Genomic DNA, 12,584 nt, shown 5'->3' with positions numbered 1-12,584 from the left:
GGTTCGTCCTGCCGGACGTTGCGCAAACAGCGCTTTTCCGCATACCGCGGATAAATTGCCCGTGAGTTTGCGGGGTTATTCGTCCTCGCCTACAATCGGACGCTCGGCAGCATTCAACACAAGCCCCCCTACATACTCAACGAAGGAATCGCCATGGCTCATACGCTCCCGCCGCTCCCGTACGCTGAAGACGCACTCGCGCCGACCATCTCGCTCGAGACGATCCAGTACCACTACGGCAAGCATCATCAGGCTTATGTGACGAACCTGAACAATCTGATCCCGGGCACGGAATTCGAAAACCTGTCGCTGGAAGAGATCGTGAAGAAGTCGTCGGGCGGCATCTTCAACAACGCCGCGCAAATCTGGAACCACACGTTCTTCTGGAACAGCCTGTCGCCGAACGGCGGCGGCGCACCGACGGGCGCGCTGGGCGATGCGATCAACGCGAAGTGGGGTTCGTACGACGCATTCAAGGAAGCGTTCACGAAGGCTGCAGTCGGCACGTTCGGTTCGGGCTGGGCATGGCTGGTGAAGAAGGCTGACGGTTCGCTCGACATCGTGTCGACGAGCAACGCAGCCACGCCGCTGACGACCGCCGACAAGGCACTGCTGACGATCGACGTGTGGGAACACGCGTACTACATCGACTACCGCAACGCACGTCCGAAGTTCGTCGAAGCGTTCTGGAACATCGTGAACTGGGACTTCGCAGCGAAGAACTTCGCGTAAGGTCCGGTGCGTCGCGCGCCGTAGCGGCGCGCAGCACCCCGTAAAAAAGCCCTCGTTGCGAGGGCTTTTTTGTTTTTGTCCGGCAGGATCGTGCCGCGCTTGCGGGATCAGCCGACCATGCCGAGCACCCAGCCGAGCGTCGCGCTCGCGATCACGACGGCCCATGGCGGCACGCGCCAGAACACCAGCGCGACGAATGCGACGAGCGCGGCGGCCAGGTCGCGCGGCGCCACGATCGTGTCGGTCCAGACGGGATGATAGAGCGCGGCGAGCAGCAGCCCGACGACGGCCGCGTTCACGCCCGCGAGCGCGGCCTGCATGCGCGTGCTGCGGCGCAGGCGCTCCCAGAACGGCGCGGTGCCGGCAACGAGCAGGAACGACGGCGCGAAGATCGAGACGAGTGCGATCGTGCCGCCGAGCCAGCCGTTCGGCGCATCGCGCAGCGAAGCGCCGAGGAATGCCGCGAACGTGAACAACGGCCCCGGCACGGCCTGCGCGAGCCCGTAGCCGGCGAGGAACGCCGAATTGCCGACCCAGCCGGGCGCGACCACGGCCGCCTGCAGCAGTGGCAGCACCACGTGCCCGCCGCCGAACACGAGCGCGCCCGTGCGGAAGAACGCATCGACGACGGCCAGCGTATCGGAGCGGAGCACGCGTGCCGCGAACGGCAGCGCGACAAGCAGCGTCGCGAACAGCGCGAGCCACAGCACGCCCGCGCGGTGCGATACGTGCAGCGGCAACGGCTCGTGGGCGTCGCGCGCCGGCTGCGGCAGCAGGACGAGGCCAGCCGCGCCGGCCGCGACGATCACCGCAATCTGCGTCCATGCGGCCGGCGCGAGCAGCGCGACGCACGCGGCCGCGGCCATCAGCGTGACGCGGCGCGCATCCGGGCACAGCGTGCGCGCCATGCCCCAGACGGCTTGCGCGATCACCGCGACCGATACGATGCGAAGCCCGTGCAGCGCACCGGCTTCGATCGGTGCGCCCGTCGCGTGAACGCCGAGCGCGAACAGTATCATCAGCAGCGCGGACGGCACCGTGAAGCCGAGCCAGGCGGCGAACATCCCGGCATAGCCGGCGCGCGCGAGGCCGATCGCCATCCCGACCTGGCTGCTCGCGGGCCCCGGCAGGAACTGGCACAGCCCGACGAGATCCGCATACGTGCGCTCGGTGAGCCAGCCGCGCCGCGTGACGAATTCGGCGCGGAAGTAGCCGAGATGCGCGACCGGCCCGCCGAACGACGTGAGGCCGAGCCGCAGGAATGCGACGAACACGGGCCATGGATGGCGGGAGGGGGCGGAGGCGGTCGATGTGGTCAAGACGGGGAGCGGGATGGGCGGAGCGAGCCGACACGATAGCGCAACGCGGCGACGGCGGGGTGTCGCGTGGCGGTCGTTGCGCGACGTTCAGTGCGTACCGTCGCCCAGCCCGCTTGCGCGGCGCAGCGCGTCGATGTCGACGAGCTCGATCTCGCCGACATGCAGTCGCACGACGCCGTCGGCCTGCAGCGCCTTCAGCAACTGGTTGGTGGTCTGCCGCGTCAGCGACAGCATCGACGCGAGCGTTTCCTGCGACAGCCGCACGCGCGTGCGCCCGGCGCTGATGCCGCCGTAGCCTTCGGCGATCATCAGCAGGCGCGCGGCGAGCCGTTGCGCGGCAGGCATCACGCTCATCGATTCGACGGTGAGGAAGCTCAGGCGCAGCTTTTGCGCCATCAGCAGCGCGAATTGCCGCCAGTATTGCGGCGTCGCGTCGAGCATCGCGAGCAGCGCGGCCTGCGGCACGTGCAGCAGCAGCGTGTCGTCGAGCGCGATCGCGTCGTGCGTGCGCGGCTGGCCGTCGAACAGCGCGATTTCGCCGAACCACGTGACGGGCTCGGCGACCGTCAGCAGCGCTTCCTTGCCCTGCGGGTCGACCGCACCTATCGTGAGTGAACCGGCCAGTACCGCATACAGCCCGCACGGCGGGTCGCCGCGCCGGAACAGCGTGTGGCCGGCCGGCAGGCGGCGCAGCGCCGCATGGGTGAGCAGGTCCGCGCGCAACGCGGGCGGCAGCGCGGCGAACCACGGGTTCGCTTCGATCTGCGGCAGGTAGGGGGCGAGCGACGAGGGCATGGGCACGCGATGTCGGGTAGCTGACAGAGGTTCTCGGGCGTGACGCGCATCATAGCGCTCAACAACCGGCCAGGAGACGCGATGAAGACGCTCGAAGACCATCTTTCCCAGTATGCGGCCTACCATCGCGACGCGCGCAACATCGCGACGCATCTGGTCGGCATTCCGATGATCGTGTTCGCGGTCGAGGTGCTGCTGTCGCGGCCGGCGATCGGCATGCTGGCCGGCATCGCGCTGTCGCCGGCGCTGCTGCTCGCCGTCGCGTTCGCGGTGTTCTACCTGCGTCTCGACCTGCGGTTCGGGATCGTGATGACCGCGCTGTTCGCGCTCGGCCTGTGGGCCGCGCAGGCGCTCGCGCTGCTGCCGACCGCGCAATGGCTCGCCATCGGCATCGGTGCGTTCGTCGTCGGCTGGATCGTGCAGTTCGTCGGGCACTGGTTCGAAGGGCGCAAGCCCGCATTCGTCGACGATCTGGTCGGCCTGATGGTCGGGCCGTTGTTCGTCGTCGCCGAAGTCGCGTTCTTCGCGGGGCTGCGCGGCGACGTGCGCCGCGAAGTCGAGCGGCGGGCCGGGCCCGTGCACGGCGGCGCGCACTCGCATGTCTGACTCGATCCGCGTTCGGGCGAAGTGCGAGCCGCGTAGGCCGGCTCAGCGCCGTCGTTGCGTGGGCCGTGCGCGACGCCACAGGCGGGGCGCAACGGCTAAGATGCGAGATGCGTCATACGACGCCTATGCGGAGCAATCGCCATGGTGGATCGCCCGACTCTCGACGCCTACGACGCCCATGCCGCGCAATATGCGCAGGACTGGCTCGACCAGGCCGCCCCCGACGACATGTACGCGCTGCTCGAACAGCATTTCTCGCCCGGGCCGACCGCCGACGTCGGTTGCGGAGCAGGGCGCGACACGGCCTGGCTCGCTTCGCGCGGCTTCGACGCGCGCGGCTACGACGCGAGCGCCGCGCTGCTCGACGAGGCGCGGCGGCGCCACCCCGACCTGACCTTTGAATTGGCCGCACTGCCGGCGCTGGCCGGCGTGCCATCGGGCGCGTTTCGCAACGTGCTGTGCGAGACGGTCGTCATGCACCTCGAACAGGCGGACGCGGCGGCCGCCGCCGCGCGGCTGGCAGATCTCCTGATGCCGGGCGGCACGTTGTACCTGAGCTGGCGGGTGGCCGGAAACGGTGCGCTGCGCGACGAGCGCGGCCGCCTCTATACGCCGCTCGACTCCGCGCGGATGCATGCGGCGCTCGGCGCCGGCATGCACGTGATCGACGAGCACGAGGTCGTCAGCGCGTCGTCCGGCAAGCGCGTGCATCGGCTGATCGTGCGCAAGGCGGCCGCGTGAAGGCGGCGCGCCGTCGCGTTCACTCGCGGTTGAGCGCCGCTTCCCAGTTGATGTCGACGCAGAGCACCTGCATGCCGGCCGCGGCGGGCGCGGCGACCGACGCGGTCACGCACAGGTGCGCCTCGTTGATCGACAGGTAGGGCGGCGTCAGATGCACGCGGCCCGGCGCGCGCATCGCGTCGATGAAGTAAGGGCGGCGCTCCCAGCTCGCGCCCTCGGAATGCAGCAGCGGCCGGAAGCGCTTGGCGCGCTGCGACACGCTGCCGCGCGCGAGCACGTTGTCGCCGATCTGGCGTCCCGATGCGTCGAGCAGGAAGCAGCGCGCGGTCTCGGGCAGCCCGAGCACGGCGGCGGCTGCATCGGTGAGCGCTTCGCCCGCGCCGAGCTTCCGGCTCGCTTCCTCGAGCGCCGCGACGTACGGTGCGAGCCGTTGCGCCTGCGTGCGCTCGCGTTGCGCGACGCGCAGCCGCAGCGCGGCCGACAGCGTATCCATGCAGCCCGCGGCGGCCTGCGGCTGCACCGGGTCGACGCTCGGCCCCGCGAAATACTGGCCCTGCACGAAATCGACGTTGCACTCGAGTGCGATCAGCGCATCGCGCTCGGTCGACAGGCCGCCCATCAGCACGAGCTGGCCGGATTCGTGCAGCAGCGACACGAGCCCCGGCAGCACGCGTTCGAGATGCGAGTGCTCGCTCGCCTGCGCGAGGATGCCGCGGTCGAGCGTGACGATGTCGGGATGCAGGTGCCACACGCGGTCGATGTTCGAATGCTTCGCGCCGAACCCGCCGAGCGCGATCAGGAAGCCGGCCTTGCGCAGCCCGTCGACGATCGCCGCGTAGCGCGGCGTCTCGCCGCCCGCCTGCTCGGGCACCTCGAGCACCACGCGGTGCGGCGGCAGCCCGAGCGCCTTCAGGTTCGCGAGCAGTGCGTCGCCGTAGACGGTGTCCATCAGCGCGGCCGGATGCAGGCTCAGGAAGAGCCATTCGTCGTGACTGTCGAACGCATGGAAGTTGCCGAGATGCAGCGATTCGGCGAGCCGGCCGAGCTCGAGCAGGTCGCCGCGCCGTGCCGCCTGCGTGAACACCTCGTGCGACGCCACCTGGCGGCTTTCCTCGTCGTGCGCGCGCAGCGACGCGTGATAGCCGATCGCGCGGCGGTGCGACACCGAGAAAACGGGCTGGAACACGCTGAACACGGTGTAGCCGCCGTACAGCACGGTGCGCCGGTTCCCGTCGTCGCCGGCGACGGGGCGGGGCGGCTGAAAGCCGGGGGGATCGATTTCGATCATGCTCATGATGTCGGCCGAAGGAAGACTGCCAGTTTACCTAGAGAATAGGCGAGCAAGAAGCATGCACGGCATCGCACCACGTGCGGCGGCCCGTCGCGGCAGGTGGACGGGATACCGCGGCGCGCATTGCAGGGGCGGGCTGCACCGCAATGGTGCGCGCAGTGGCGGTGCGGCGCCCGAAACGCGCGCGTTATGCGCGCTCGGATGGGTCCGTCTTGCGCGCGGTGCTGCGAATCTCGGGCGCGAGCTGCGCGAAGATCCACGCGGACGCGGCCGTGATGATCCCGACGCAGATGAACGTCGCATGGAACGCGGGCAGCGTGTTGCTCGGCGTCACGGTGCGCAGCATGCCGGTGAACGTCGCGAGCAACGCGCCGGCGACCGTGACGCCGAGGCTCATCGACAGCATCTGAACGAGCGAGAACAGGCTGTTGCCGCTGCTCGCGCCGCCGGTGCCGAGATCCTTCAGCGTCAGCGTGTTCATCGCGGTGAACTGCATCGAGTTGAAGCCGCCGAACAGCGCGAGATGCACGACCTTCACCCACACGGGCACCGTGTCGTGCATCAGCGCGAAGCTCGCCATCATCACCCCGACCATGATCGTGTTCACGAGCAGCACCTTGCGGTAGCCGTGCTGCGTGATCAGGTGCGTGATGATCCGCTTCGAGAACATCCCGGCCGCCGCGACCGGCAGCATCATCAGCCCGGCCTCGAACGCCGAGTAGCCGAGGCTCACCTGCAGCAGCAGCGGGATCAGGTACGGCATCGCGCCGCTGCCGATCCGCGCGAACAGGTTGCCGAGCAGCCCGACGCTGAACGTATGGATCCTGAACAGTTCGAGCGAGAAGATCGGTTGCGGCGCGCGTACTGCGTACAGCCCGTACGCGACGAAGCACGCGAGGCTCAGGATCAGCAGCACGAGCACGGCCGCGTGCTGCATGCCGAGATCGGCGAGCCCGTCGAGCGACAGCGAGATCGCGATCATGCCGATCGTCAGCAGCAGATAACCCTTCAGGTCGAAGCGGCCGACGGCCGGGTTGCGCGAATCGGGCATCGAATAGAAGGTCGCGACGCAGCCCGCGACGCCGACCGGCACGTTGATCAGGAAGATCCAGTGCCACGACGCGATCTTCACGAGCCAGCCGCCGAGCGTCGGCCCGATCAGCGGACCGATCAGGCCGGGGACCGCGACGAACGACAGCGCGGACAGGTAGCGTTCGGCCGGAAAGGTGCGCAGCACCGCGAGCCGCCCGACCGGCAGCAGCATCGCGCCGCCGACCCCCTGCACGACGCGGAACGCGACGAGCTGCGTCAGCGTATGCGCGTTCGCGCACAGCAGCGAGCCGAGCGAGAAGACCAGGATCGCGCTGAAGAACACGCGCCGCGTGCCGAACGTATCGGCGAGCCAGCCCGACACGGGGATCATCACCGCCATCGTCAGCGAGTAAGCGATCACGACCGACTGCATCCGCAGCGGCGATTCGCCGAGGCTCGTGGCCATCGACGGCAGCGCCGTGTTGACGATCGTCGCATCGAGCGTCTGCATGAAGAAGCCCGTCGCAACGAGCCAGAGCATCACGGTGAGGTTCTTTTCGCCGGGAGCGGCGGCGGGCGGGCGTTGGAACATGAAGGCGGGGCGGTGGCGCGGGACAGCCGACATTGTAGGGAAAGCCGCCGCGCAGCGCAGCTTCGGTGCAGGTGCAACGCGAAGTCCGGCCGGCGGATGCCCGTCTCCGTCGATTGACCAGTACAGTTCAGCCAAAAGTGTCTGTAGCCGTATCTGTCCGTGTGCTGCCACTGTCAGAAATACTGGTGCCATCGAACCCGTGCGACCAGGAGGCTGCCATGCGCGAACTGCGACTGTATGTGATGGACGGTGACGAGCCGGCAGGACGGTGGCGGATCGTCGATCGCACCCTGCTCAAGGTGGCCGAAGGCGACGTCTGGGCGACCGTCGAGGGCCGGCTCGACGACCACTGGCTCGGTGCCGGCGATTCGCTGGCGTTGATGCCCGGCATGCGCGTGTGGGTCAGCGCGGGGCCGCACGGCGCGACCTTCGCGTTCGGCCCGCTCGCGGTGCAGGCCGTGCGCGCCGCGCAGGCGTGGTGGCGGCCGCTCGTCGCTTGGCGTGACGGCCGGCGTCACGCGGCCGCGTCGCTGCCGACATAGCGCGCCCGGGGCCGGATCAGCTTGCCGTCCGCATATTGTTCGAGCGCATGCGCGATCCAGCCCGCCGTGCGGCCGACCGCGAACAGCGTGAACGCCGCGCCGTCCGGCAGCGCGAGCGTGCGCTCCAGCACCGCGAGAGAGAAATCGATCGTCGGCCGCAGGCCCGTCGCCGCTTCGACGCGTGCGGCGAGTGCGCGCGCCATGCGCAGCGCCGGGCGGTCCGGCACCGCCGCGTGCAGTGCGTCGAGTAGAGCCAGCGCGCGTGGATCGCCGTCGGGATAGAGCGGGTGCGCGAAGCCGGACAGGGCCGTGCGGCCGCCTTCCGCGCGTTCGTCGTGCGCCAGCCGCAGCGCAAGGTAGCGATCGAGGTCGGCGGCGCGGGCCGCTTCGTCGAGCAGCGTGCCCGCGCGGAACGTTTCGCCGCCGTGGCGGGGGCCCGACAGCGCAGCCAGTCCACCCGCGATCGCGCCGAACAGGTGAGTGCCGGTCGACGCGATGCAGCGCACCGCAAAGGTCGACGGATTCAGTTCGTGATCGGCGCACAGCACGAGCGCGCGGCGCAGCAGGTCGGCTTCGTCGCGCCGTCGTACACGCCATGCTGCAGCGAGCTGCCGGTGCACGGGCGCGTCGCCCGGCGCGATGCCGGCGAGCGCGGCCGTCGCGACGCGCAGCAGCAGCGCGGCCGAATCGAGCTGCGCGTCGCGCCCCTGCGCCCACAGGCGCGGCAGCGACGCGGCCGCGGCGGGCAGCAGCACCAGCGTGCGTTCGAGCGGCGCGAGATGCGCCCAGCGGCGCGCCCAGTCGTCCCATTGCGCGGCGTCGAAACCGGTCGACGCGAGCGACGCGGCGGCAAGCCGCGCGGGCGGACAGTCCCAGAGCCTGGCGGCCGCCTGTTCCAGCGTCGCCTCGTCGGCAAGCGCGATCGCGTCGGCGCCGCGGTAGCGCAGGCGGCCGTCGGCGATCTGCGTGATCCGAGATTCGAGCACCGGCACGCCCCAGTCGAGCGACCGCTCCGCGACGCCGCCCGCGCGTTTCGCGTCGGCGCGGCGGCGCGCGAGCAGGCGCACCTCGTCCGCGTCGTAGCGGCGGTGCTTGGTCGCGCCGTCGGGCAGCGAGCGCAGCAGACCGCGGCTCACGTACGCATAGAGCGTGCTCACGCTGACGCCGAGGGTGCCGGCGGCTTCCTGCGCGCTGAGGGATGTCATGCCGGTCGCTCCTGTCGGGGCGCATGAAGCGCGGCCCCGCTACAACTATTCGTTATGTATTGATTCGCGCAATCAAGATTGATCGCGCCTGTCGCGAATTCTAGACTCGATTCCGTCTCCTCCACGACGCTTAGGCGCTCACTTCACCATGACACCCGAACTCGCATTGACGCATCTGTGGCAACTCGCACTCGGCGAACGCGACGCGCTGGCCCGCGCGACCGTGACGGGGCAGGATCCGACGCTGCCGTCGACGTTCCATGTCGGCACGCTCGCCGCGGCAACGATCGCGGCCGCCGGGCTCGCGGCGGCCGAATGCCACCGGCTTCGCACGGGCGTCGCGCAATCCGTCGACGTGTCGGTGCGCGACGCGCTCGTCGCGTTCCGCAGCGAACGCTACCTGCGCGTGGACGATGGCCCGCCGCCGGAGTTGCGTCATCCGGTGACGGGCTTCTTCGAGACGCGCGACGGGCGCTGGATCCAGTTGCACGCGAACTTCCCGCATCACCTGCACGGGATCCTCGACGTGCTCGGTTGCGGCGCGCAGCCGGCCGACGTCGCTGCGGCGATCCGCACGTGGGATGGCGCGGCGCTCGATACTGCGCTGGCCGAGGCCGGCCTGTGCGCGGCATTGATCAGAACACCTGATGAATGGGCGGCGCATGAGCAGGCGTGCGCGATCGCGTCGCTGCCGCTGTTCGAGATCGAGCGGATCGGTGACGCGCCGGTCGAGCCGATCGGCCGCGGCGAAGCCGGCCAGCCGCTCGCCGGCGTGCGCGTGCTCGATCTCACGCGCATCATCGCGGGGCCGGTCGCGGGCCGCACGCTGGCGTCGCACGGCGCGCAGACGCTGCTCGTCAATGGCCCGCACCTGCCGAACATCGCGCCGCTCGTGATCGACAACGGGCGCGGCAAGCGTTCGACGTGGATCGACCTGCGCGATGCGGCTGGCGTCGATGCGCTGCACGCACTCGCACGCGACGCGGATGTGTTCCTGCAGTCGTACCGGCCCGGTGCGCTCGCAGCATACGGTTTTGCGCCGCATGCGCTGGCGGAGCGGCGGCCCGGCATCGTGTGCGTGTCGGTGTCCGCATACGGGCACGCGGGGCCGTGGGCGAAGCGGCGCGGCTTCGACAGTCTCGTGCAGTCGGCAAGCGGGATCGCGTGGCAGGAGCAGCAGGCCGCGCACGCGAGCCAACCGCGCCATCTGCCGTGCCAGGCGCTCGACCATGCGACGGGTTATCTCGCGGCGTTCGGCGCGATGATTGCGCTCGCGCGCCGGGCGCGCGAAGGGGGAAGCTGGCACGTGCGGCTGTCGCTCGCGCAGACGGGGTGCTGGCTGCAGTCGTTCGGCGCCGTCCCGGGCGGCCTGCAGGCGCCCGATCTCGCGGCCGCCGACGTGCGCGACCGGATCGACCGCATCGCGTCGCCGTTCGGCATGATCGACGCCGTGCGGCCGGCCGAGCGGTTGTCGGCTACGCCGCCTTCGTTCGCGCGGCCGCCCGTGCCGCTCGGCACCGACGATGCGCGCTGGTTGTGAGCGCCGACGGCGCGGCTTGCGTTACTTGCGCAGCTCGACGACGAAGTCGTAGTAGTCGTTGCGGCAGTAGGTATCGGTGAGCTCGATCGCGCGCTGGTCCGACGTATAGCCGATCCGCGTGATCAGCAGCAGCGCGTCGTGCGGCGCGATGCCCATCTGTTCGGCGATCTCGTCGGTCGCGTTGACCGCGCGGAAATGCTGCAGTGCGCGCACGATCGGCGTGCCGCGCGCTTCGAGATAGCTGTACAGCGAACCGCCGATCGCCTGCGGATCGGGAATCAGCGTCGCGGGGAACGTCGAGTTCTCGACGGCCATCACGATGCCGTCGGCGAGGCGCAGGCGTTTCAGACGTGTAACCGACGCGGCCGGCGACAGTCCGAGCTGGATCACCTCGTCGCGGTTCGCGGGCTGGATCTCGCGGGCGATCCATTGCGAGCTCGGCTTGAAGCCGCGGCGCTCGAGCATTTCGCTGAAGCTCGACAGCCGCGACAGCGGATCCTCGTAGCGCGGCTGGATGAAATTGCCGGCGCCTTGCGTGCGCCGGATCAGGCCCTGCTCGACGAGCAGCGCGATCGCCTTGCGTGCGGTGATGCGCGACACGCCGAGCGCATCGGACAGCACACGCTCGGACGGCAGCGCCTCGCCGGCCGTCCAGCGGTTCTCGTGGATCGCGTCGCCGAGCTTGCGGGCGAGCTGCAGGTAGAGCGGCGTGTCGTTGTCGGGGTCGGGGCGCAGGTCCTGCCAGCGGTCGTCCGTGGGTGACTTCATGGAGTGGGTATCGATCAGGTTGCGGCCATTCTAAGTCATCATGCGGCGCCGTTATAGCCGGTTTTTGCCTTGCAATAGGCCGGTGCCGCGCCGATTGACTACACTGATGCGTCGTATTCCATGCTTCGGCCGCGGTGCGCGGCCACGAATCCGCAGCGAGGAGCGCATGACAGACACGATCGCCACGGTCGTCCTGCCCGACGGTGAGACGATTCCGAAGCTCGGCCAGGGCACCTGGGAAATGGGCGAGCGGCCGGCCCGCCGCGCGGACGAGATCGCCGCGTTGCGCGAAGGCGTCGAACTCGGGATGACGCTGGTCGACACCGCCGAGATGTATGGCGAAGGCGCGACCGAGGCGCTCGTCGGCGAAGCGCTCGCCGGCCTGCGCGACGATGTGTTCCTCGTCAGCAAGGTCTATCCGCACCATGCGAGCCGGCGCGGCGTCGTCGCCGCGTGCGATGCGAGCCTCAAGCGCCTGCGTACCGATCGCCTCGACCTGTACCTGCTGCACTGGCGTGGCTCGGTGCCGCTCGAGGAGACGGTCGAGGGCTTCGAGGCGCTGCGACGCGCGGGCAAGATCCGTCACTGGGGCGTGAGCAATTTCGATACGGCGGACATGACCGAACTCGTCGACGAGGCGGGCGGCGGCGCGTGCGCGACCAACCAGATCCTCTACAACATCGCGCGGCGCGGCCCGGAGTTCGACCTGCTGCCGTGGCTCGCCGAACACCGGATGCCGGCGATGGCGTACAGCCCGGTCGATCACGGGCGGCTGCCGAAGCGCTCGCCGCTCGACGAGTTCGCGCGGCAGCGCGGCGTGTCGGTGATGCGCGTCGCGCTGGCATGGGTGCTCGCGCAGCCGGGCGTATTCGCGATCCCGAAGGCGTCGCGGAGCGAACATGTGCGCGACAACCGTGCCGCGCTCGATTTCGTGTTGAGCGATGACGAGCGCGCGCAGCTTGACGCGTACTTCCGTGCGCCGCGCAGCAAGCGCGCGCTTGAGATGCTCTGACGGTACCCGGCCGGGCAACGCTTGTGGTCAGTGGTTGCCTCCGGACGATCCGCCGTGACCGCCGCCGTTGCCGGCGCCATTGCCGACACCGTTGGCGCCGCCATTGCCCGCGCCACCACTGCCGTTGCCATTGCCGTTGCCGCCGCCATTGCCGTGGCCGCCGTTGCCGCCGCTGCCGTTACCGCCGTTGCCACCGCTGGCGCCGCCACTACCGTTGCCATTGCCGCCGCCATTGCCGTGGCCACCGTTGCCGCCCCCGGCACCACTGCCGTTACCGCCGTTGCCATTGCCGCCGCCGTTGCCGTTGCCGTTGCCGTGGCCGCCGTTGCCGCCGCCGGCACCGTTGCCGTTACCGCCGTTGCCACCGCCCGCGCCGCCACTGCCGTTGCCATTGCCGCCGCCGTTGCCG

Annotated in this window: 13 protein-coding genes; 6 read left to right on the top strand and 7 right to left on the bottom strand. The window is 69.9% G+C overall.

Translation table 11 applies throughout. The annotated features are described in order from the left end of the window. Nucleotides 1–153: 153 nt before the first annotated feature. Nucleotides 154–732, top strand: a complete 579-nt coding sequence (gene sodB / locus GD429_RS30965) for a superoxide dismutase [Fe] (RefSeq protein WP_011352986.1) — start codon at nucleotides 154–156, stop codon at nucleotides 730–732. Nucleotides 733–839: 107 nt separating this feature from the next. Here sodB and chrA read toward each other — a convergent pair whose 3' ends face one another. Both chrA and GD429_RS30955 read right to left on the bottom strand, forming a co-directional pair. Further along, nucleotides 840–2,051, bottom strand: a complete 1,212-nt coding sequence (chrA, locus tag GD429_RS30960) for a chromate efflux transporter (RefSeq protein WP_152862794.1) — start codon at nucleotides 2,049–2,051, stop codon at nucleotides 840–842. Between the two features lie 87 nt (nucleotides 2,052–2,138). Next, nucleotides 2,139–2,846, bottom strand: a complete 708-nt coding sequence (locus GD429_RS30955; RefSeq protein WP_152862792.1) for a Crp/Fnr family transcriptional regulator — start codon at nucleotides 2,844–2,846, stop codon at nucleotides 2,139–2,141. Between the two features lie 81 nt (nucleotides 2,847–2,927). On the opposite strand from GD429_RS30955, the gene GD429_RS30950 reads away from it, so the two are divergent. Then, nucleotides 2,928–3,452, top strand: a complete 525-nt coding sequence (locus GD429_RS30950; RefSeq protein ID WP_047898850.1) for a DUF962 domain-containing protein — start codon at nucleotides 2,928–2,930, stop codon at nucleotides 3,450–3,452. Between the two features lie 141 nt (nucleotides 3,453–3,593). Then, nucleotides 3,594–4,193 (top strand): class I SAM-dependent methyltransferase, encoded by a 600-nt coding sequence (locus GD429_RS30945; RefSeq protein WP_152862790.1) that lies wholly within the window; start codon nucleotides 3,594–3,596, stop codon nucleotides 4,191–4,193. Nucleotides 4,194–4,212: 19 nt separating this feature from the next. On the opposite strand, the gene GD429_RS30940 is transcribed toward GD429_RS30945, so the two are convergent. Together GD429_RS30940 and mdtD are read right to left on the bottom strand one after the other, a co-directional pair. Then, complete coding sequence (locus GD429_RS30940; RefSeq protein ID WP_152862788.1) at nucleotides 4,213–5,487, bottom strand: EAL domain-containing protein; 1,275 nt, start codon at nucleotides 5,485–5,487, stop codon at nucleotides 4,213–4,215. A gap of 184 nt (nucleotides 5,488–5,671) precedes the next feature. After that, nucleotides 5,672–7,108, bottom strand: coding sequence for a multidrug transporter subunit MdtD (gene mdtD, locus GD429_RS30935; RefSeq protein WP_152862786.1), 1,437 nt, complete (start codon nucleotides 7,106–7,108; stop codon nucleotides 5,672–5,674). 218 nt (nucleotides 7,109–7,326) lie between these two features. Between mdtD and GD429_RS30925 the strand changes: the two genes are divergently transcribed. Then, on the top strand, nucleotides 7,327–7,650 hold the full coding sequence (locus GD429_RS30925; protein WP_152862784.1) for a DUF2917 domain-containing protein: 324 nt from the start codon (nucleotides 7,327–7,329) through the stop codon (nucleotides 7,648–7,650). On the opposite strand, the gene GD429_RS30920 is transcribed toward GD429_RS30925, so the two are convergent. Next, on the bottom strand, nucleotides 7,623–8,855 hold the full coding sequence (locus GD429_RS30920) for a citrate/2-methylcitrate synthase (RefSeq protein WP_152862782.1): 1,233 nt from the start codon (nucleotides 8,853–8,855) through the stop codon (nucleotides 7,623–7,625). The genes GD429_RS30925 and GD429_RS30920 overlap by 28 nt on opposite strands. A gap of 148 nt (nucleotides 8,856–9,003) precedes the next feature. On the opposite strand from GD429_RS30920, the gene GD429_RS30915 reads away from it, so the two are divergent. Continuing rightward, entirely contained in the window at nucleotides 9,004–10,395 is a 1,392-nt protein-coding gene (locus GD429_RS30915) for a CoA transferase (protein ID WP_152862780.1), read from the top strand. A gap of 21 nt (nucleotides 10,396–10,416) precedes the next feature. On the opposite strand, the gene GD429_RS30910 is transcribed toward GD429_RS30915, so the two are convergent. Further along, the gene (locus tag GD429_RS30910; protein ID WP_105390077.1) at nucleotides 10,417–11,163 is read right to left on the bottom strand and encodes a GntR family transcriptional regulator; all 747 of its coding nucleotides are present in this window, start codon (nucleotides 11,161–11,163) and stop codon (nucleotides 10,417–10,419) included. Between the two features lie 166 nt (nucleotides 11,164–11,329). On the opposite strand from GD429_RS30910, the gene GD429_RS30905 reads away from it, so the two are divergent. Then, complete coding sequence (locus GD429_RS30905; protein WP_152862778.1) at nucleotides 11,330–12,175, top strand: aldo/keto reductase; 846 nt, start codon at nucleotides 11,330–11,332, stop codon at nucleotides 12,173–12,175. Between the two features lie 27 nt (nucleotides 12,176–12,202). On the opposite strand, the gene GD429_RS30900 is transcribed toward GD429_RS30905, so the two are convergent. Beyond that, the coding region (locus GD429_RS30900) for a hypothetical protein (protein WP_193727239.1) at nucleotides 12,203–12,584 on the bottom strand (382 nt) is incomplete at its 5' end.

It is taken from the genome of Burkholderia sp. BE17 (assembly GCF_009362305.1).
In the GTDB taxonomy this organism is placed as follows: Bacteria; Pseudomonadota; Gammaproteobacteria; order Burkholderiales; family Burkholderiaceae; genus Burkholderia; species Burkholderia pyrrocinia_C.
The sequence above is the reverse complement of the archived record's forward strand: the minus strand, read 5'-3'. Positions and strand labels throughout refer to the sequence as shown.

Excerpts from the sequence above, each read along its gene's own strand:
- sodB (WP_011352986.1), top strand. The coding sequence starts at position 154 with ATGGCTCATACGCTCCCGCCGCTCCCGTACGCTGAAGACGCACTCGCG.
- GD429_RS30955 (WP_152862792.1), bottom strand. The coding sequence starts at position 2,846 with ATGCCCTCGTCGCTCGCCCCCTACCTGCCGCAGATCGAAGCGAACCCG.
- GD429_RS30950 (WP_047898850.1), top strand. The coding sequence starts at position 2,928 with ATGAAGACGCTCGAAGACCATCTTTCCCAGTATGCGGCCTACCATCGC.
- GD429_RS30945 (WP_152862790.1), top strand. The coding sequence starts at position 3,594 with ATGGTGGATCGCCCGACTCTCGACGCCTACGACGCCCATGCCGCGCAA.
- GD429_RS30940 (WP_152862788.1), bottom strand. The coding sequence starts at position 5,487 with ATGAGCATGATCGAAATCGATCCCCCCGGCTTTCAGCCGCCCCGCCCC.
- mdtD (WP_152862786.1), bottom strand. The coding sequence starts at position 7,108 with ATGTTCCAACGCCCGCCCGCCGCCGCTCCCGGCGAAAAGAACCTCACC.
- GD429_RS30925 (WP_152862784.1), top strand. The coding sequence starts at position 7,327 with ATGCGCGAACTGCGACTGTATGTGATGGACGGTGACGAGCCGGCAGGA.
- GD429_RS30920 (WP_152862782.1), bottom strand. The coding sequence starts at position 8,855 with ATGACATCCCTCAGCGCGCAGGAAGCCGCCGGCACCCTCGGCGTCAGC.
- GD429_RS30915 (WP_152862780.1), top strand. The coding sequence starts at position 9,004 with ATGACACCCGAACTCGCATTGACGCATCTGTGGCAACTCGCACTCGGC.
- GD429_RS30910 (WP_105390077.1), bottom strand. The coding sequence starts at position 11,163 with ATGAAGTCACCCACGGACGACCGCTGGCAGGACCTGCGCCCCGACCCC.
- GD429_RS30905 (WP_152862778.1), top strand. The coding sequence starts at position 11,330 with ATGACAGACACGATCGCCACGGTCGTCCTGCCCGACGGTGAGACGATT.